Source organism: Thalassotalea crassostreae (genome assembly GCF_001831495.1).
Lineage (GTDB): Bacteria > Pseudomonadota > Gammaproteobacteria > Enterobacterales > Alteromonadaceae > Thalassotalea_A > Thalassotalea_A crassostreae.
This window is the reverse complement of record NZ_CP017689.1, coordinates 1,047,003-1,065,527: the sequence shown is the minus strand read 5'-3', so window position 1 is coordinate 1,065,527 and position 18,525 is coordinate 1,047,003. Positions and strand designations below refer to the sequence as shown.

The following is an 18,525-nucleotide window of genomic DNA, read 5'->3' as shown; positions in this document are numbered from 1 at the left end:
AATCAAGTAGATTTTTTATATTAATTAAGTAAAGTTAAGCGTGGCCAACATCACTAGACAAATGACCTAAATCAATACCTAGTTTTTCTGCCGCTTTTTGCCAACGCAGTTCAATCGGTGTATTGAATAATATATCTGCGTCAGCCTCAGTGTGTAACCATGAATTTTGACCAATCTCGTGTTCAAGTTGGCCAGCACCCCAGCCTGCATACCCTAATGTTACCAAAAACTGGTTTGGCGCTTTTTCGGTGCCCATTGATTCAAGAATATCTCGGCTTGTAGTGATCATTATGTCACTGCTCAATGCTAATGAGCTATCCCAGCCCTTTTGAGTGTTATGTAATACAAACCCCCTATCAGCAGACACAGGTCCACCTGCAAGCACTCGTTGATTGAGAGTATCTGTATTATTCTTATCTGCATCTATTTGGGCCAGCAATTCGTTTAATGTAATGCGCACTGGGACGTTGATGATCAACCCCATCGCACCTTCATTATTATGCTCACAAATGTAGGTAACCGTTTTTTGAAAATACGGGTCATTCAAATTCGGCATTGCGATCAATAACTGGTTTTCTAAACTATCCATAAACAACCCCCATATAAAGCCCTAATAAGTAATTCCAAATATGCATTGTAGTAAGTACTAATAAGACTTATTTCTTTGTCTTATATTATCAGACCGGTAAACAGCCCATATAATAACAATGGGATCAATTTCGCTATTTATCAAATCTAGTATTTACTATTTATTTAGCAATATTACTTTCAATAGCATCCATCAATTTGCCGCTGATATTAATTGAATATGCTGCTTCAATTTCTCTGATACAGGTTGGGCTGGTAACGTTGATTTCAGTTACTTTATCACCGATAACATCAAGACCGACGAAGTAAAGGCCACGTTTGACTAGCTCCGGAGCAATAGTCTCGGCAATTAATCGATCGCTTGCCGATAAAGGTCGAGCTTCGCCACGGCCTCCGGCAGCTAAGTTACCACGAGTTTCGCCTTGTGCAGGTATTCTCGCTAAGCAATATGGCATTGGTTCACCATTAACTATCAGGATACGTTTGTCACCATCTAGAATTTCAGGCATATACTCTTGAACCATGGCATACATTTGCCCATGATTGGTCAAGGTTTCAATAATAACGCCAACATTTACTTCATCAGGTCCCATTCTAAAAATAGAAGATCCCCCCATACCATCAAGAGGTTTGATGATGATATCTTTATTTTCGCTGTGAAAGTCCCGGATCCGTTTAGCACTTCGAGTGACCAGTGTTTTTGGGGTTAAATCTGGAAACCAGGCAGTGAATAATTTTTCATTACAATCGCGTAAACTCTGAGGTTTATTTACAATAAGAGTGCCTAATTGTTCTGCTCGCTCGAGCATATAAGTTGCGTAGATATACTCAGTATCAAATGGAGGATCTTTGCGCATAAGAACGGCATCTAAATCAGCAACAGCAATATTTTCACCGTCTGCTAATTCATACCATTTATTTTTATCATCAAACACTTTTACTTTTGCAGCATCAGCTCGACATTCACCTTGATCAAGGTAAAGGTCTTGCATTTCCATATAATAAATTTCCCAACCTCGGTTTTGTGCTTCGAGCATCATTGCCATACTCGAATCTTTAACCACGTTTACGGTTGAAATAGGATCCATCACGATACCTAGCTTTATAGTCATTTGTATTCCTAAAGTATTGTTGTTTAACCAGCGCTTAGCGCCAGGGAAATATAATTTAAGCTAAATCACCAAACTTACATTGTAAGATAGTAATTGCTGTTAATGCTGCTGTTTCGGTGCGTAATACACGCGGACCAAGTAAGACTTCAGTATAGTCGGCGTTTGAGGCAATTTCGATTTCATCATCTGATAGCCCACCTTCTGGGCCTATCAATAAACGAACTCTATCTGCGCTTACTGGCAAGCTCATAATTGAGTGCTTTGCTCTTGGATGCAAGTTAATTTTAACCGCGCTAGTTTCTTGTTCTAACCAATCATTGAGATATTGCGGGGTTAACACCGTTGGTACGGACGCGCGGCCAGATTGCTCACAGGCACTAATGACAATTTTCTGCCATTGTTGTACTTTTTTATCTAAGCGCTCGCCAGACAGTTTAACGCCACAACGTTCAGTAAACAGCGGTGTTATTGTATTTACGCCCAGCTCAACTGATTTTTGTAGGGTGAAATCCATTCGATCGCCACGAGAAATTCCTTGGCCTAAATGAATATTAACTGGTGACTCATTGGCGACAAATTGTTTGTCGACTATTTCTGCGAAAGCTTTTTTCTTACTTACGTCGACAAGTCGAGCGGAATAATCATGACCGTCACCATTAAAAAAGGTGACTGTAGCGTCATTACCTAGACGTAATACTCTGATCAAGTGACCAAAGGCATCATCAGATAACTGACAAGTTTCGCCTACGGTAAAGTTATCTTGTTGATAAATTCTTGGATTCGACACACTAACTCAATAGTTAATTTAGTAATGATTACAAGATAGGGTCATGAGGGGTAAAAAACAAGGGCAATTGTATATAAAGCAGATATTTAGATACAAAAAAGGCCAGAAAATATCTGGCCTTTAGTAAAATAATTATTGTCGCTTATAAACCGGCAGCAGCTCTTAGTGCATCTGCTTTGTCGGTTTTTTCCCAACTAAATGCAGTAAAGGTATCTTCACCCACTGTCATTTCATATGGGTCACGACCAAAGTGACCATAAGCCGCTGTTTGTTGATACATAGGGTGCAACAAATCAAGCATTTTAGTAATGCCGTATGGGCGAAGGTCAAAATGTTGACGAACTAAATCGATTAACGTTGCTTCGTCAACTTTACCTGTACCGAACGTTTCAATTGATATTGACGTTGGCTCGGCAACACCGATAGCGTAAGACACTTGGATCTCACAACGGTCTGCAAGTCCAGCAGCAACAATATTTTTTGCCACGTAACGACCTGCATAAGCGGCACTGCGGTCAACCTTCGAAGGATCTTTACCACTAAATGCACCACCACCATGACGTGCCATACCACCATAAGTATCAACGATAATCTTACGACCAGTAAGACCACAATCGCCTACAGGACCACCAATAACAAAACGACCTGTTGGATTGATGAAGTATTTAGTATCTTCGTTTAACAACTCAGCTGGTAAAACATGCTTGATAATGTTTTCCATTACCGCATCTTTTAAATCTTCCTGACTGATTTCAGGATTATGTTGTGTTGATAAAACAACAGCATCAATAGCTACTGGTTTATTATCTTCGTAGATAAAAGTGACTTGCGATTTTGCATCAGGACGCAACCAAGGCAAAACACCTGATTTACGCATTTCAGCTTGACGCTCAACTAAGCGATGAGAAAAATACAACGGCGCAGGCATCAATGAAGGTGTTTCGTTTGTTGCATAACCAAACATTAACCCCTGGTCACCAGCACCTTGGTCTTCAGGCTTGCTGCGGTCAACACCTTGGGCAATCTCAGGCGATTGTTGACCAATTAAGTTCATAATGCCACATGTGTCACCATCAAAACCCACATCAGAAGAGGTGTAGCCGATATCGCTAATCACTTGACGAGTGATTTTCTCTAAATCAACCCAAGCTTCCGTGGTTACTTCACCAGAAATTATTGCAACACCGGTTTTCACCATAGTTTCACAGGCCACACGTGCATGTTTATCTTTTGCAATAATTGCATCTAATACCGCATCAGAAATTTGATCGGCAATTTTATCCGGATGACCTTCAGATACAGACTCTGAAGTAAAGTAATGTTTAGCCATGACGCCTCTTACACTTAATTGTTATCTATTTAATTGAAAACCTTTATACGAATTAAATGGTTAAAAAGATTAGAAATCTTTAATTTAAATAGAAGTGATTCAAAAATATGGGCGAATTCTAACGCGGAATCAGATTTAAATCCACTTTTTTACGTCTAGACGTCTAAACTTTTACTTTTTGATTTGTTTGGATACGCAAATTAACACTAAAACAACAGTCAAATAACAATTCAAAGCAAGCAAATAGGTTTTACATTAAAATACTCTAGTTTTTATTTGCTATTATAGAAAAACCCCAACTAGATTCGCTTCTAATTGGGGTTTAAAATTTTTATCGGGCTAGGTATCAGAAGATATTAATCACCGTCTAACGTTGCACCTTTTAAGCCACCAATACCGCCTTGATCGCCACCACGTAATTTAATCATTAAGCGTAAATCATTTGGTGAGTCAGCATGATGCAGTGCATCGGTATAACTAATATCACCGGCTTCATATAAATCAAATAACGCCTGATCAAATGTTTGCATGCCCAGCTCTCTCGATTTCGACATGACTTCTTTAATGTCACCTACTTCGCCTTTTTTAATTAGCTCAGATATATATGGTGAGTTCAATAAAACCTCAATAGCAGCTCTGCGACCATGACCATCACGAGTAGGTACAAGTTGCTGAGCCACAATACCACGCAAATTCAAGGCTAAATCGAACTGTAGCTTCTCATGTTGCTCTGGCGGTACAAGGTGCATAATACGGTCAATGGCTTGGTTAGCATTGTTTGCATGCAGTGTCGCAATACATAAATGACCTGTTTCGGCAAAACTTAAGGCGTGTTCCATAATCTCTTGCGAGCGGATCTCACCAATAAGAATAACGTCAGGCGCTTGTCGTAAAGAACTCTTAAGCGCCGCATCAAACGATTCGGTATCCATGCCAACTTCACGTTGGGTGATCATCGACTTACTATGTTCATGAACAAATTCAACTGGATCTTCAATGGTAAGAATATGCCCTCGAGCATTACGGTTACGATAACCAATCAATGATGCCATCGATGTTGATTTACCGGTACCAGTACCACCAACGAATAATACTAACCCACGTTTAGACATAACAATGTCTTTTAATACCGCAGGTAAACCTAGCGCATCAACATCAGGAATATCAGTCACGATTCGACGAATTACCATACCTGGCATTTCACGCTGCCAAAACGCAGAGATACGAAAACGACCAATACCATCAACTGCAATCGCATAGTTACACTCTTTGGTTTCGTCATATTCTTGACGCTGCTTTTCTTTCATCGAGCTATGTACTAACTCTAATGCCGTATCATAATCTAATACCGAATCATCAATTGGTTGCAGCTCGCCGTTAATTTTGGCGCTTGCAGGAAGGTTTACGGTGATAAATAAATCCGATGCATCTTCCTTGGTCATTTTTTCAAGTAGTTGATTTAAGTCCATAACTAAACCCTATTAATAAACCTGGAATTGGTTTTTATCAGCAGCTTTAGATAGTGCGTCTTCACGTGTGATCATGCCGCGGCTTAATAAGTTTTGTAAACATTGATCCATAGTTTGCATACCGTGTGACATACCTGTTTGAATGGCTGAATACATTTGTGCAATCTTATCTTCACGAATAAGGTTACGTATCGCCGGAACACCAATCATGATTTCATGAGCAGCAACTCGACCGCCACCAACTTTCTTGATGAGGGTTTGTGAGATAACAGCTCGTAATGATTCTGACAACATAGAACGAACCATGTCTTTTTCTTCACCAGGGAATACATCAACAATACGGTCTATAGTTTTTGGCGCTGAAGTTGTATGCAATGTACCAAATACTAAGTGACCTGTTTCTGCAGCAGTCATCGCTAAGCGTATTGTTTCTAAGTCACGCATCTCACCAACAAGTATCACATCTGGATCTTCACGTAGTGCTGAACGTAATGCCGCACTAAAACTTAGCGTATCGCGGTGAACCTCACGCTGGTTAATTAAACACTGTTTATTATCGTGAACAAATTCAATTGGATCTTCGATGGTAAGGATGTGGTCACGCTTTGACTCATTAATGTAATCAACCATAGCGGCAAGAGTTGTTGATTTACCAGAACCTGTAGGACCGGTTACTAAAACTAATCCTCGAGGGTTTTCAGAAATTGTTCTGAAAATGTCAGGGCAACCTAAATCATCAAGCGATAATATTTTACTTGGGATAGTACGGAAAACCGCTGCAGGCCCCCTGTTTTGGTTAAATGCATTTACCCTGAAGCGGGCTAAATTCGGAACTTCAAAAGAAAAATCCACTTCTAGGTTTTCTTCGTATTCTTTACGTTGACGATCGGTCATAATATCGTAAACTAATGCGTTAACGTCTTTGTCTTCTAATGGTGGGATGTTAACCTTACGTATATCACCATCAACTCGAATTGCTGGTGGCATACCAGTAGATAAATGTAAATCGGATGCATCGTGCTCGACACTAAATGCCAAAAGTTCAGTAATATCCATAGAATTCCTGTTTTATTATTGTTTTATTAATGCTTTTTTTATTCAAAATTCAGACGCTAAATTATGACAACTATCGCTGACAATTTAACTCAAGTTCAACAACAAATGTTGGCTGCTTGCAACAGTGCAAAGAGACCGATTTCTGACATTGAGTTATTAGCTGTAAGTAAAACCAAACCTATTGATTCTTTACAGTTAGCCTATGATGCCGGACAACGCCATTTTGGCGAGAATTATGTTCAAGAAATGGTCGACAAAGTCGAACAACTTAAACATCTAACCGACATTACGTGGCACTTTATCGGTCCATTACAAAGTAATAAGACTCGACAAATCGCTAACAATGTTGATTGGGTCCACTCGGTAGACCGAATAAAAGTAGCAAAACGTCTTAATGAACAACGTAGCAATAACATTACCCCGCTAAACGTTTGTTTACAAGTGAATATTAGTGCAGAAGCGAGTAAATCTGGGGTCAGCGTAGAAGAAATTGATGAGTTAGCTGAATTTATCAGCAATTGTGAAAACTTATCATTGCGAGGGCTTATGGCCATCCCTGCGAAAGGCAGCGCAGAACAGGTAAAAAAAAGCTTTGAAAATATGCAAAGTTTGTATCAAGCGTTGCAACAAAAATACAGTACAGTAGATACCCTTTCAATGGGAATGAGCGGTGATATGAATATTGCTATAGAATGCGGTTCGACTATGATTCGCGTCGGAACGGCGATATTTGGCAAACGAGAATAGCAGCCAAATAACAGAGCTAATGACAAACTCAAAATTAAACAAAAGTTGATAACTCTGATTTATCAATACACATAGACGAATAAATACATACAAAAACACCACATTAAGTTGTTTTTGTATCGAGGAAATAAAATGAAGAAAGTAGCATTTATCGGCGCCGGCAACATGAATCGCGCAATTTTGATCGGCCTGGTCAACAATGGTTATGACGCCAAAGCTGTTATTGTTAGTAACCCTAGCCCAGAAAAACGAGAAGCATTAGCGAGCGACTTCGGCGTTTGTCAAACACCAAGCAATATTGAGGCTGCCAATCAGGCGGATGTCATTGTTCTTGGCGTTAAACCACACTTTATAAAAGCGGTTTGTAAAGAAATTGCCGACAATATGGACATTACTAATAAGTGCTTTATCTCAGTTGCCGCTGGTGTTTCAATTGCTCAAATGCAATCAGTCCTTGGTAACAACGCCAATATTATTCGTTGCATGCCAAATACTCCATCGCAATTAGGCCTTGGCATGAGTGGTATGTTGGCGGCGAAAAACGTAGCGCAAAGTGATATTGATTTTGCTGATAGTTTATTGAAAAGCGTTGGCAAGGTGCAATGGCTAGCGAATGAAGATGAAATGGATAACCTTATTACTGTTTCAGGTTCAGGACCGGCGTACTTCTTTGCTTTTATGGAAGCAATGCAAAAACAAGCCTTAGCATTTGGCTTTAGTGAGCAAACAGCCCGTGACTTAGTACAACAAACGGCGCTAGGTGCGGCGCAGATGGTGGTGCAAAATAATGAAAGCATCGCAACATTAAGAGAAAACGTAACCTCAAAAGGTGGTACAACCTATGCTGCTCTTTCGGTATTAGCCGAAAACAACCTCGACCAGATTGTAAGTGACGCAATGCAAGCGTGCAAAGCAAGAGCAATTGAGATGACTGAAGCTAACGACAGCTAGTAACGACTCTTAGCAACGACTTAGAGCAACGACTTAGAGCAACGACTAGCTCGTTCACTATTTGCAAATAGTAACAATAAGTTAATAGCACTTTCTTAATCGCAGAATAGTTCTTACAATATAGAAAGAACAATAAATTAAACCAATTTAAAAACGGAAAAATAATGGAAGCATTAATATACTTGCTCAATTTTGTCTTCGATGCCTTTATCATGCTGCTTATATTGCGAGTTTGGATGCAATTAGTTAGAGCGGATTTTTATAATCCTTTCAGTCAATTTGTGGTGAAAGCGACAAGTCCTCTCGTGGTACCATTTAGACGTGTCATTCCAGGTTTTGCAGGGATAGACCTTGCGACATTGTTAATCGCCTACGCTGTTGCATGTCTAAAAATATACGTTTTTTTCCTACTCGGTATTTATGCAATGGATCCTGTAGCAAGCTTTCTGATCGGCCTGATTTTACTTGCTAAGACCATGGGCGCGGTTCTTATGTACGTGATGATCGCTATGGCGTTAATGAGTTGGGTTGTACAAGGCGGCAGTCCTATTCAATTAGTATTCCATCAACTCACTGAACCTGTATTGCGCCCGATCCGTAGAATAATGCCTGATTTAGGCGGAATCGATTTATCGGTTGCCATCGCAATATTTGTCTTAATATTTTTAAGTAAATTAATTAGCGGGGCTATCCCATATTGGGCTATTTTATAAGTAGAAATTACGTTGATAAACTACGCTGATATAGCGCAATCTCCTATACTTAGATAAATGACAGCTTTGCGCAAGCGAAGAACAAAAGGCCATAAAATGATGAATTACTTTCAAAAAACAATATTTTTGATGCTGATTTCATTGGTATTCAATGCAAATGCTAGCAATGAAAACATGCAAATGTTTGATGAACTCGAAGTCCACTACATCGGCTTACCAACAATGATGCTACAACCGCAAATTGCCAAGACCTACGGCATTGAACGAAGTAGATACAAGGGTTTCATAAATATTGCGATATTGGATGCTAGCGTTGAATCGAAACCAGCTATAAGCGTTGGTTTATCTGGCGTTTCGACAAACTTAGCAGGCCAACGCATCAATTTAGATTTTGATAAAGTGACTGAAGGTAAAGCAATCTATTACATTGCTCAGGTGTCATATAGCGATGAAGAGATTATCAAATTTGATATTTTAATTAATAACAATGGCAAACAGCACTCGCTTAAATTCCAACAAAAGTTTTACGTAGAACAATAGGCGCCTAATTGCGCAGGTTTTATTTAGTTAATGAAAACCCCCCTACAAGTGCGCTAAAATAGCGCACTTTCTATTTATCAGTCTTTCAACAAAGGTTTAGCAATGAACAAAATCGTGTTAGCAACAGGCAACAAAGGTAAAGTAAAAGAGCTTAGTGAATTACTTTCAGAACAAAACATTGAGATCGTTCCGCAAAGCGATTTTAACGTGCCTGATGTGCCAGAAACTGGAACGACATTTGTTGAGAATGCAATTATTAAGGCGCGTCACGCCGCAAAAATCACGGGCTTACCAGCAATTGCCGACGATTCAGGGTTAGAAGTAGATTATTTAAACGGAGCCCCAGGGATCTACTCTGCGCGATATGCCGGAGAGCAAGGCAATGATGACGCTAATAATAGCAAATTACTGACTGAGCTTAACGGTGTTGACCTACAAAAGCGAAGTGCACGCTTTCAGTGTGTTTTAGTGTATATGCGTCACGCCGATGATCCAACTCCAATCATTTGCCAAGGTACTTGGGACGGCAGCATAACAACAGAAAAACACGGTGTTCAAGGCTTCGGTTACGACCCTTTGTTTTGGGTAGCTGAGCATAATATGACTTCAGCGCAATTGCCTCGAGATATTAAAAATGCAATGAGTCACCGCGGTAAAGCATTAATGCATTTAGTTAAGCATTTTAAATAACCAATTTAAGCTCTCAATATAAAGGCCTGCACTGTGCTAGTTCAACCACCACTATCTTTGTATATCCATATTCCATGGTGTGTTCAAAAATGTCCTTATTGTGATTTTAATTCTCACGCGTTAAAAGCAGATATAGACGAAGCGAATTATATTCGCCATCTGTTGCTCGATCTCGACAAAGATATAAAACGATTCAACATCGACAGACCTTTATATTCGATATTCATTGGCGGTGGTACGCCGAGTTTATTCTCAGCAAATGCTATCAATACATTATTAGCTGAAGTATTTAAACGTTTTCCCAAACACCCAGATGAAAACTTTAAGGTGGAAGTAACTATGGAAGCCAACCCAGGGACGGTGGAAGCGGACAAGTTTAAAGGATTTAAAGAAGCTGGGGTAAATAGGCTGTCTATTGGCGTGCAAAGTTTCGAATCAGATAAGCTGATAAAATTGGGTCGTATCCATGATAATAAACAAGCCATAAGAGCGGCTGAAATCGCAAAAGAATGTGGCATAGATAGCTTTAACCTTGATTTAATGCATGGCCTTGAGCAACAAAGCATTGAAGGTGCTTTAGATGATTTACGCCAAGCAATAGCACTAAAGCCTAATCATTTATCTTGGTACCAATTAACGATTGAGCCAAATACTTCATTCTATTCGAAACCACCTACTCTTCCAGAAGATGAGGTGTTGTGGGATATTCAAGAGCAAGGGTTTGAACTACTGAAAAGCTCGGGCTATCAGCAATATGAGATTTCGGCTTACAGCAATGGCGAGAAATACCAATGCCGTCACAATTTAAACTATTGGCAGAATGGCGATTATCTCGGCATTGGCTGTGGTGCCCATGGCAAAATAACCGATCAAGGCACGATTTATCGAACCGTAAAAGTGAAACACCCTAAGGGCTATATGGATGACGAACGTGAGCATTTAGATCACGCTCATGAAGTTGCTACGACTGAGCGCCCTTTCGAATATATGATGAATCGTTTGCGCTTATTTAAACCTTTTACACTGAACGATTATCAACAAGCGACAGGCTTACCAGCGGAGACCGTAGAGCCGGCATTGAACACAGCAAAAAACAAGCAACTGGTTAGTCAAACCGGTGAACAATGGCAAGTGACAGCTACGGGCCATCGTTATTTAAACGATCTATTAAGCCTGTTTTTATAATCGCTTGTATAAGCGCTTAGAGATCGTCTATTTCTGACTTCAAATCATAACCTTTATCGGTGACGATTTTTTCCAATATTTCGATGCGCTTCTTAAGTTGTTCGATTTCTTGTTCGGTTTCACTGTGTTGTTTTTCTGTCGTAGCCGACGATGCCTTTATTGATTTTCGTTGTTTAAGTAATTCAAAAATACTGTAACAGATGAAAAATAATAAAATAAACTGAAATACATTCATAAACTTTCCTTTAACTTTACTGTTGTAATTATTTAAATTTCGCTAAACTAAGCATTGATGTTTTATTCACTAGTCTAGCGATTTGCTAATTTAGTGGTAACTAACATAAAGAAAAGCAAGAACTAGACCAAACTTAAAACTCTTTATAAACAGATAGATAAGACAAGCTAATAAAATGTAATCTTGTGAAAACATTACATTTTGGGCAATTTAACCAAAGCTTAGGGCGAAATATTTTTGAATAGTAGCACCACTCCAATTGAATCACCGATGCTAGAACTTGATCAACAATTTATGCAGCAAGCGATTGCCCAAGCAGAATTAGCTGAACAACATGGAGAGATTCCTGTTGGCGCAGTTTTAGTTAGTAATGGCGAAGTGATTGCCAGTGGATTTAATCAATCAATCATGAACCACGACCCTTCAGCTCATGCCGAAATGATTGCCATTAGAAATGCTGGTGCAAAATTAGAAAATTACCGAATGCTCGATTGTACTTTGTATGTGACGTTAGAGCCTTGCCCTATGTGTGCAGGTTTATTAGTACATAGTAGAATAAAAAGAGTGGTTTATGGGGCGAAAGATTTAAAAACGGGGGCCTGTAGAAGTGTCTTCAACTTAACGCAGTCAGATAAATTAAATCACCAATTAGAGGTGACAGAAGGCGTACTTGCAGAACAATGCGGTACCATGCTCTCGGCATTTTTTAAGCGTAGACGTGACGAAAAAAAAGCACTGAAAAAACAACTAAAACCACACTTAAAAGAACAACTATAACAAGCAAATCTCATGCTAGCAGTTGTTTAGATATTAACGCCTAGTTTTTCTCAGCGTTTTGCAAAACGGTTCTAAAATATGCACGATGGCGACTATTCATCTTGCGAACATTTGATTTTAATGTTCTACGGCGTTGGTTATTTCTACTACGATTTTTCATCATGTTCCTCTTTAATTCATTACCACAAGCTTAACCTGCGTAAATGACATTTTGATGACAGTTATTTTTATTCTTGTTGCTCATCGAGAAATACCAAGGTGTCGTAATACGCTCTTATGTTTTCAACATAACGAACTGGTTCATCACCACGGGCATAACCGTATTTAGTATTTTTATAATATTTACGCTGTTTTAGCAACGGCAGAGATTCTTTCACATCAACCCAACGGTCAGGATCGCCACCCAAACGCTCTGTTAATCTGCGAGCATCTTCCATATGCCCCCACCCTACGTTATAGGCAGCAAGGGCAAACCATTTACGGTCAGGATTTTTTATTCTGTCGGGAATTCGATTGATTAATTGTTGAAGATATTTAGCGCCACCACGTATTGCTTGTTCGGCATCGAGGCGAGACTTCACCCCCATCTGTTTTGCCGTTGGTAAGGTCAACATCATCATTCCACGAACGCCAGTATATGAGCGTGCATGAGGATCCCAATGTGACTCTTGATAGCTTATTGCAGCAAGAAAACGCCAATCCATTTCACTACCATAGCGTTCGAATAATTTTTGATATTTCGGTAGTTTGGTTTCAACAGATTCAATGAATGTCACGGTATTGACGTAGTTAAATTCTTGAATATGGCCGTAGTATTTATCTTCAAGTGTCAATAGAGTGCCATCATGGTGCACTTCACCAAAGAATTCTACTAATGAAGATAATAGCCCCTGGTCGACATCTTTACTCAGCATCCAAGCCAGTGGACGTTCATCTTGGACAGTTACTGCGATGCTAATCTGCGGGTAATAACGGCGATTAATCGCTAAAGTATTACTGTCTGCGACAGTAAAATCGATGCGCTCTTCAAGCACTTCTTGCAACAGTTCATCGGCGTCGAACTCATCGGTAACGGTCCACGATAAATTAGGATATTTTTCTTTTAATCGGGTTAATGTTTCTGCATGACTAGAGTTATCTACAACGACTAAATTGCCTTGCACGTCTTCAAGGTTTCTTGGCCACTCTTTACCTTGCTTAAACACTAATTTTTGACTTATCTCAGTGTAACTAGGGGCAAATCGATATTTTTCAAGGCGGTCATCGGTCACTTCTAGGCCAGCGGCGAGCACATCAACTTCACCGTTTTCTATCTTTGGAAATAACTCGTTCAAACTATAGCTAGGGTTGATCTCAAGCTCTACGCCGAGGTGGTCAGCAAACTTTTTGGCAAGTTCATATTCGAAGCCTTTTTTACCTTCCGAATCAATGTAGTAGCTGTTCGGTCCGTATAAAGTGCCCACTTTTAGAGTGCCACGCTTTACAATTTTCTGTAATTCGCTTGGTTTATTATCACCAGTACAGGCCGAAAGTAACAACATCAGAGCTACAAAAAAAACTGTCGAGTTCGACGTTATAGTTTTAAATTTATTGAAGATTTTTATCATATAAAATTCATTGTGAAGTCATTAATAGGTTTTTAACAGTTTTTTTTTCAATTTGTTTGTAAACAAACTGTTTTGCTCTTACTTAATGGACAGTTTTCTTTTATAATGCGCGCGCATAGTAAATGCAAAAAACTAAACAAAAAACTGTGCGCAAAAATATGCAAAAGTTATCGATGAAATCTAACTAATAAGTTATCTGATTTTAAACGTTAATAAAACAACTATTTAGTAATAATTCCATTGCATTTAATTATTTTATTTTACTTCGTAAATTTAATGGAATTGATATTAATCTAACTATGGTGACTATAATTATGGAAATCCTACGCGGCGCTCCAGCGCTATCCGATTTCAGAATTAACAAGCTTCTAAAGCAATGTGCGCAATTAAATCTTCCGGTAACAGAGATTTACGCTGAATTTACGCATTTTTCTCATAACTCTGCAGAATTAACTGCGGATGAGTTAGCTAAACTTGCGAAACTTTTAACTTATGGTCCAACAATAGAAGAACATGAGCCTGAAGGTACATTTCTTTTAGTAACGCCTCGTCCTGGTACTATTTCACCTTGGTCTTCAAAAGCAACTGACATCGCTCACAACTGTGGTTTAGATAAAATCATTCGTTTAGAACGTGGTCTTGCGTACTACATTCATACTTCAGCTGAATTGACTAACGAACAATCATTGCAACTAGCGGGCTTATTACATGACCGCATGATGGAAGTTATCTTCACTGATTTTAACGACGCAAATAGCTTATTTGCTACCGCAGAACCTGGTGTTATGTCATCGGTTGATATTCTATCTGGCGGTCGCGAAGCATTAGCAAAAGCTAACATCGAAATGGGCTTTGCCTTAGCCGATGATGAAATTGATTACTTAGTAGAAAACTTTACTAAATTGGGTCGTAACCCAAATGACATTGAATTATTCATGTTTGCGCAAGCAAATTCTGAACATTGTCGTCACAAAATATTCAACGCTGATTGGACTATCGATGGTCAAAAGCAACCAAAATCATTATTCAAAATGATCCGTAATACCCACGAATTAAATTCTGATTTTGTGTTAAGTGCGTACAGTGATAATGCGGCAGTTATGGTTGGCTCTGAAGCGGGTCGTTTCTTCCCAGATCCAAAAACGAAAGAATACGCTTACAATCAGGAAGACATTCAAATCCTGATGAAAGTTGAAACACATAACCACCCTACTGCTATCTCTCCTTACCCAGGTGCCGCAACAGGTTCTGGTGGTGAGATCCGTGATGAAGGTGCAACGGGTGTTGGTTCTAAGCCAAAAGCAGGTTTAGTTGGTTTCACCGTATCAAACTTAAACATTCCAGGTTTTGAACAACCTTGGGAAGGTAATTACGGTAAGCCTGGTCGTATCGTTTCAGCATTAGATATTATGGTTGAAGGTCCTTTAGGTGGCGCTGCATTTAACAATGAGTTTGGTCGTCCAAACATTTTAGGTTACTTCCGTACATATGAAGAGCAAGTTAACTCGTTTAATGGCTCAGAGGTTCGTGGTTACCACAAGCCAATTATGATCGCTGGTGGTTTAGGTAACATTCGTGACGAGCATGTACAAAAAGGTGAAATCGTTGTTGGCGCGGCACTTATCGCTTTAGGTGGACCAGCAATGAACATCGGCCTTGGTGGCGGTGCAGCTTCGAGTATGGCGTCTGGCCAATCTTCAGAAGATTTAGATTTCGCATCGGTTCAACGTGAAAATCCAGAAATGGAACGTCGTTGTCAGGAAGTGATCGACCGTTGTTGGCAGCTTGGCGAAGATAACCCAATTTTATTCATCCACGATGTAGGTGCTGGTGGTTTATCAAATGCTTTCCCTGAGCTAGTGTCAGATGGTGGCCGTGGTGGTAACTTTGAACTGCGTAACGTACCAAATGATGAGCGTAGCATGGCACCACACGAAATCTGGTGTAATGAATCTCAAGAACGTTATGTTATGGCAGTAGCGCCAGAGCGTTTAGAAGAATTTAAAGCATTATGTGAACGCGAACGCGCACCATTTGCTGTTGTTGGTTATGCTACTGAAGAAGAGCATTTAACACTAACAGATAGCCATCACGATAATACGCCAATTGATTTACCACTTGATGTTTTATTAGGTAAAGCACCTAAAATGCACCGTGAAGTTGAATCAAGAACAGAGACTGGTAAAGAATTAGATTTATCATCTGTTGAATTAGCAGATGCTGCGGATCGTATTTTACGTCTTCCAACAATTGCAGAGAAAACATTCTTAATCACCATCGGTGACCGCTCGGTTACAGGTATGGTTGCACGAGACCAAATGGTTGGTCCTTGGCAAGTGCCAGTTGCCGATTGTGCGGTAACTGCAGCAGCACTTGATACTTACCACGGTGAAGCAATGTCTATGGGTGAAAGAACACCTGTTGCCCTACTTAACTACGGTGCATCAGCTCGATTAGCAGTAGCTGAATCATTAACAAACATTGCTTGTTCTGATATTGGCGATTTAAACCGTATTAAACTTTCAGCGAACTGGATGTGTGCCGCAGGCCACCCTGGTGAAGACGCAGGTTTATACGAAGCAGTTAAAGCAGTTGGTGAAGAACTGTGTCCAGCGCTTGGTTTAACTATCCCTGTTGGTAAAGACTCAATGAGTATGAAAACTAAATGGGAAGATAACGGCGAAGACAAAGCAGTAACTGCACCAATGTCTCTTATTATTACAGCCTTTGGTGTTGTACAAGATATCCGCAAAACAGTAACGCCACAGCTTCGCACTGACAAAGGTGATACTCGTATCGTAGCTATCGATTTATCGAAAGGCAAAAACCGTTTAGGTGGTTCTTGTTTAGCTCAGGTTTACAAGCAACTTGGTACAACGACACCAGATGTTGATAGCGCTGAAGACTTAAAAGAATTCTTCAACTTTATCCAACGCTTAGTGCGTGAAGAAAAGCTTCTTGCTTACCATGACCGCAGTGACGGTGGTTTATTTACCACAATTACTGAAATGGCATTTGCTGGTCACACTGGTGTTGATATCGATTTATCAAACCTTAAAGGCGACAACTTAAGTGCATTATTTAACGAAGAGTTAGGTGCAGTTATCCAAATTCGTGAATCTGATGTTGACGCTATCCATGCAATGCTTGACGAAAGCAACCTTGGTGAATGTTTTACTGACATTGGTCGCATTAACAATGAAGACGTTATCCGCTTTAGCCGTGACGGTGAAGAAGTACTAGCAAACTCTCGTACTTACTACCGTACAGTTTGGGCAGAAACAACATTCAAGATGCAGTCAATGCGTGATAACCCAGAGTGTGCAGAACAAGAGCATGCACTGAAATTTGATACTGAAGATCCAGGTTTAAACGTGAACCTAACATTCGATATCAATGAAGATATTGTTGCAAGTCACATTGCTGCCGATGCCGTTGAAGAAACAAATCCAAAAGTTGCTATTTTACGTGAGCAAGGTGTTAACTCGCACGTTGAAATGGCAGCAGCATTTGACCGTGCTGGCTTTATCACTACCGACGTTCACATGTCAGACGTATTAGCTGGTCGTATTGACTTAAACGACTTTAAAGGCTTAGTCGCTTGTGGTGGTTTCTCTTACGGTGACGTATTAGGCGCTGGTGAAGGTTGGGCAAAATCAATCTTATTCAACGACAATGCACGTGAAATGTTCCGTGAATTCTTCCACCGCGAAGACACCTTCTCATTAGGTGTTTGTAACGGTTGTCAGATGTTATCTAACCTGAAAGAAATCATTCCAGGTACTGATACATGGCCACACTTTGTACAGAATAAATCAGAGCGTTTTGAAGCACGTTTCTCAACCGTAGAAATTCAAGAATCTCCATCTATCTTCTTTAAAGGTATGGAAGGCTCTCGTATGCCAATCGCTGTATCTCACGGTGAAGGTCGCGCTGAGTTTAAGTCTGAAGAAGCAATCGGCGCAGCAAATGATTCAGGTACTGTATCTATGCGTTACGTTGATAACTACGGTCAAGTAACAGAAACTTACCCACTTAACCCGAATGGCTCGCCAGACGGTATCACAGCGTTAACGACTAACGATGGTCGTGTAACAATTATGATGCCTCATCCTGAGCGTGTTTTCAGAACAGTTGCTAACTCATGGCATCCTGAAGAATGGCTAGAAGATTCTCCTTGGGTGAGAATGTTCCGTAACGCGCGTAAGTTTGTTGGTTAAAAATAACTAAACAGACTTATACTAAAAATACTTTAAAGGCACCTACTAGGTGCCTTTTTGTTATTCAAAGCAAGCAAACTCATGGCGCTATCCCAAGAGCAGAGTGGCTAGAAGATTCTCCTTGGGTGAGAATGTTCCGTAACGCGCGTAAGTTTGTTGGTTAAAAATAACTAAACAGACTTATACTAAAAATACTTTAAAGGCACCTACTAGGTGCCTTTTTGTTATTCAAAGCAAGCAAACTCATGGCGCTATCCCAAGAGCAGAGTGGCTAGAAGATTCTCCATGGGTGAGAATGTTCCGTAACGCGCGTAAGTTTGTTGGTTAAAAATAACTAAACAGACTTATACTAAAAATACTTTAAAGGCACCTACTAGGTGCCTTTTTGTTATTCAAAGCAAGCAAACTCATGGCGCTTTCCCAAGAGTAGAGTGGTTTGAATGTTCTCCGTGGGTGAGAATGATCCGTAACGCTCGTAAGTTTGTTGGTTAAAGATAACTAAACATAAATGGAACCGA

Annotated in this window: 17 protein-coding genes; 8 read left to right on the top strand and 9 right to left on the bottom strand. The window is 39.9% G+C overall.

The window, feature by feature from the left end; translation table 11 throughout:
- Positions 1-34: 34 nt before the first annotated feature.
- The 6 genes from LT090_RS04710 to LT090_RS04685 all read right to left on the bottom strand — a co-directional run bounded on the left by LT090_RS04710 (position 35) and on the right by LT090_RS04685 (position 6,342).
- Positions 35-589, bottom strand: a complete 555-nt coding sequence (locus LT090_RS04710) for a YqgE/AlgH family protein (RefSeq protein ID WP_068546772.1) — start codon at positions 587-589, stop codon at positions 35-37.
- Between the two features lie 160 nt (positions 590-749).
- Complete coding sequence (gshB, locus tag LT090_RS04705) at positions 750-1,700, bottom strand: glutathione synthase (protein WP_068546771.1); 951 nt, start codon at positions 1,698-1,700, stop codon at positions 750-752.
- A 55-nt stretch (positions 1,701-1,755) separates the two neighbouring features.
- On the bottom strand, positions 1,756-2,487 hold the full coding sequence (rsmE, locus tag LT090_RS04700; protein ID WP_068546770.1) for a 16S rRNA (uracil(1498)-N(3))-methyltransferase: 732 nt from the start codon (positions 2,485-2,487) through the stop codon (positions 1,756-1,758).
- A 142-nt stretch (positions 2,488-2,629) separates the two neighbouring features.
- Positions 2,630-3,817, bottom strand: a complete 1,188-nt coding sequence (metK, locus tag LT090_RS04695) for a methionine adenosyltransferase (protein ID WP_068546769.1) — start codon at positions 3,815-3,817, stop codon at positions 2,630-2,632.
- 356 nt (positions 3,818-4,173) lie between these two features.
- Positions 4,174-5,286 carry a PilT/PilU family type 4a pilus ATPase gene (locus tag LT090_RS04690; RefSeq protein ID WP_068546768.1) on the bottom strand — a complete coding sequence of 371 codons (1,113 nt, stop codon included), beginning with the start codon at positions 5,284-5,286 and terminating at the stop codon, positions 4,174-4,176.
- Between the two features lie 12 nt (positions 5,287-5,298).
- Positions 5,299-6,342 carry a type IV pilus twitching motility protein PilT gene (locus LT090_RS04685; protein WP_068546767.1) on the bottom strand — a complete coding sequence of 348 codons (1,044 nt, stop codon included), beginning with the start codon at positions 6,340-6,342 and terminating at the stop codon, positions 5,299-5,301.
- A 63-nt stretch (positions 6,343-6,405) separates the two neighbouring features.
- Here LT090_RS04685 and LT090_RS04680 point away from each other — a divergent pair, with 63 nt between their 5' ends.
- From LT090_RS04680 to hemW, 6 genes are all read left to right on the top strand, one after another.
- Positions 6,406-7,089: a YggS family pyridoxal phosphate-dependent enzyme gene (locus LT090_RS04680; RefSeq protein ID WP_068546766.1), complete on the top strand. Its 684-nt coding sequence runs from the start codon at positions 6,406-6,408 to the stop codon at positions 7,087-7,089.
- Positions 7,090-7,221: 132 nt separating this feature from the next.
- On the top strand, positions 7,222-8,040 hold the full coding sequence (gene proC / locus LT090_RS04675; RefSeq protein ID WP_068546765.1) for a pyrroline-5-carboxylate reductase: 819 nt from the start codon (positions 7,222-7,224) through the stop codon (positions 8,038-8,040).
- A gap of 164 nt (positions 8,041-8,204) precedes the next feature.
- Positions 8,205-8,753, top strand: a complete 549-nt coding sequence (locus LT090_RS04670) for a YggT family protein (RefSeq protein ID WP_068546764.1) — start codon at positions 8,205-8,207, stop codon at positions 8,751-8,753.
- Positions 8,754-8,849: 96 nt separating this feature from the next.
- Positions 8,850-9,293 (top strand): DUF4426 domain-containing protein, encoded by a 444-nt coding sequence (locus tag LT090_RS04665; protein ID WP_226996524.1) that lies wholly within the window; start codon positions 8,850-8,852, stop codon positions 9,291-9,293.
- A gap of 102 nt (positions 9,294-9,395) precedes the next feature.
- Entirely contained in the window at positions 9,396-9,983 is a 588-nt protein-coding gene (locus tag LT090_RS04660; RefSeq protein ID WP_068546763.1) for an XTP/dITP diphosphatase, read from the top strand.
- A gap of 33 nt (positions 9,984-10,016) precedes the next feature.
- Complete coding sequence (gene hemW, locus LT090_RS04655) at positions 10,017-11,168, top strand: radical SAM family heme chaperone HemW (protein WP_068546762.1); 1,152 nt, start codon at positions 10,017-10,019, stop codon at positions 11,166-11,168.
- Positions 11,169-11,184: 16 nt separating this feature from the next.
- Here the strand turns inward: hemW and LT090_RS04650 are convergent, their stop codons facing one another.
- Entirely contained in the window at positions 11,185-11,403 is a 219-nt protein-coding gene (locus LT090_RS04650) for a hypothetical protein (RefSeq protein WP_068546761.1), read from the bottom strand.
- 270 nt (positions 11,404-11,673) lie between these two features.
- Here LT090_RS04650 and tadA point away from each other — a divergent pair, with 270 nt between their 5' ends.
- On the top strand, positions 11,674-12,180 hold the full coding sequence (gene tadA / locus LT090_RS04645) for a tRNA adenosine(34) deaminase TadA (protein WP_068546797.1): 507 nt from the start codon (positions 11,674-11,676) through the stop codon (positions 12,178-12,180).
- 40 nt (positions 12,181-12,220) lie between these two features.
- Here the strand turns inward: tadA and LT090_RS17190 are convergent, their stop codons facing one another.
- Together LT090_RS17190 and mltF are read right to left on the bottom strand one after the other, a co-directional pair.
- A complete protein-coding gene (locus LT090_RS17190) occupies positions 12,221-12,343 on the bottom strand; it encodes a hypothetical protein (protein WP_257785276.1) in 123 nt (40 codons plus the stop codon).
- Between the two features lie 64 nt (positions 12,344-12,407).
- Complete coding sequence (gene mltF, locus LT090_RS04640) at positions 12,408-13,787, bottom strand: membrane-bound lytic murein transglycosylase MltF (RefSeq protein ID WP_068546760.1); 1,380 nt, start codon at positions 13,785-13,787, stop codon at positions 12,408-12,410.
- Between the two features lie 314 nt (positions 13,788-14,101).
- On the opposite strand from mltF, the gene purL reads away from it, so the two are divergent.
- Positions 14,102-18,007, top strand: coding sequence for a phosphoribosylformylglycinamidine synthase (gene purL / locus LT090_RS04635; RefSeq protein WP_068546759.1), 3,906 nt, complete (start codon positions 14,102-14,104; stop codon positions 18,005-18,007).
- The last annotated feature ends 518 nt before the right edge of the window (positions 18,008-18,525 follow it).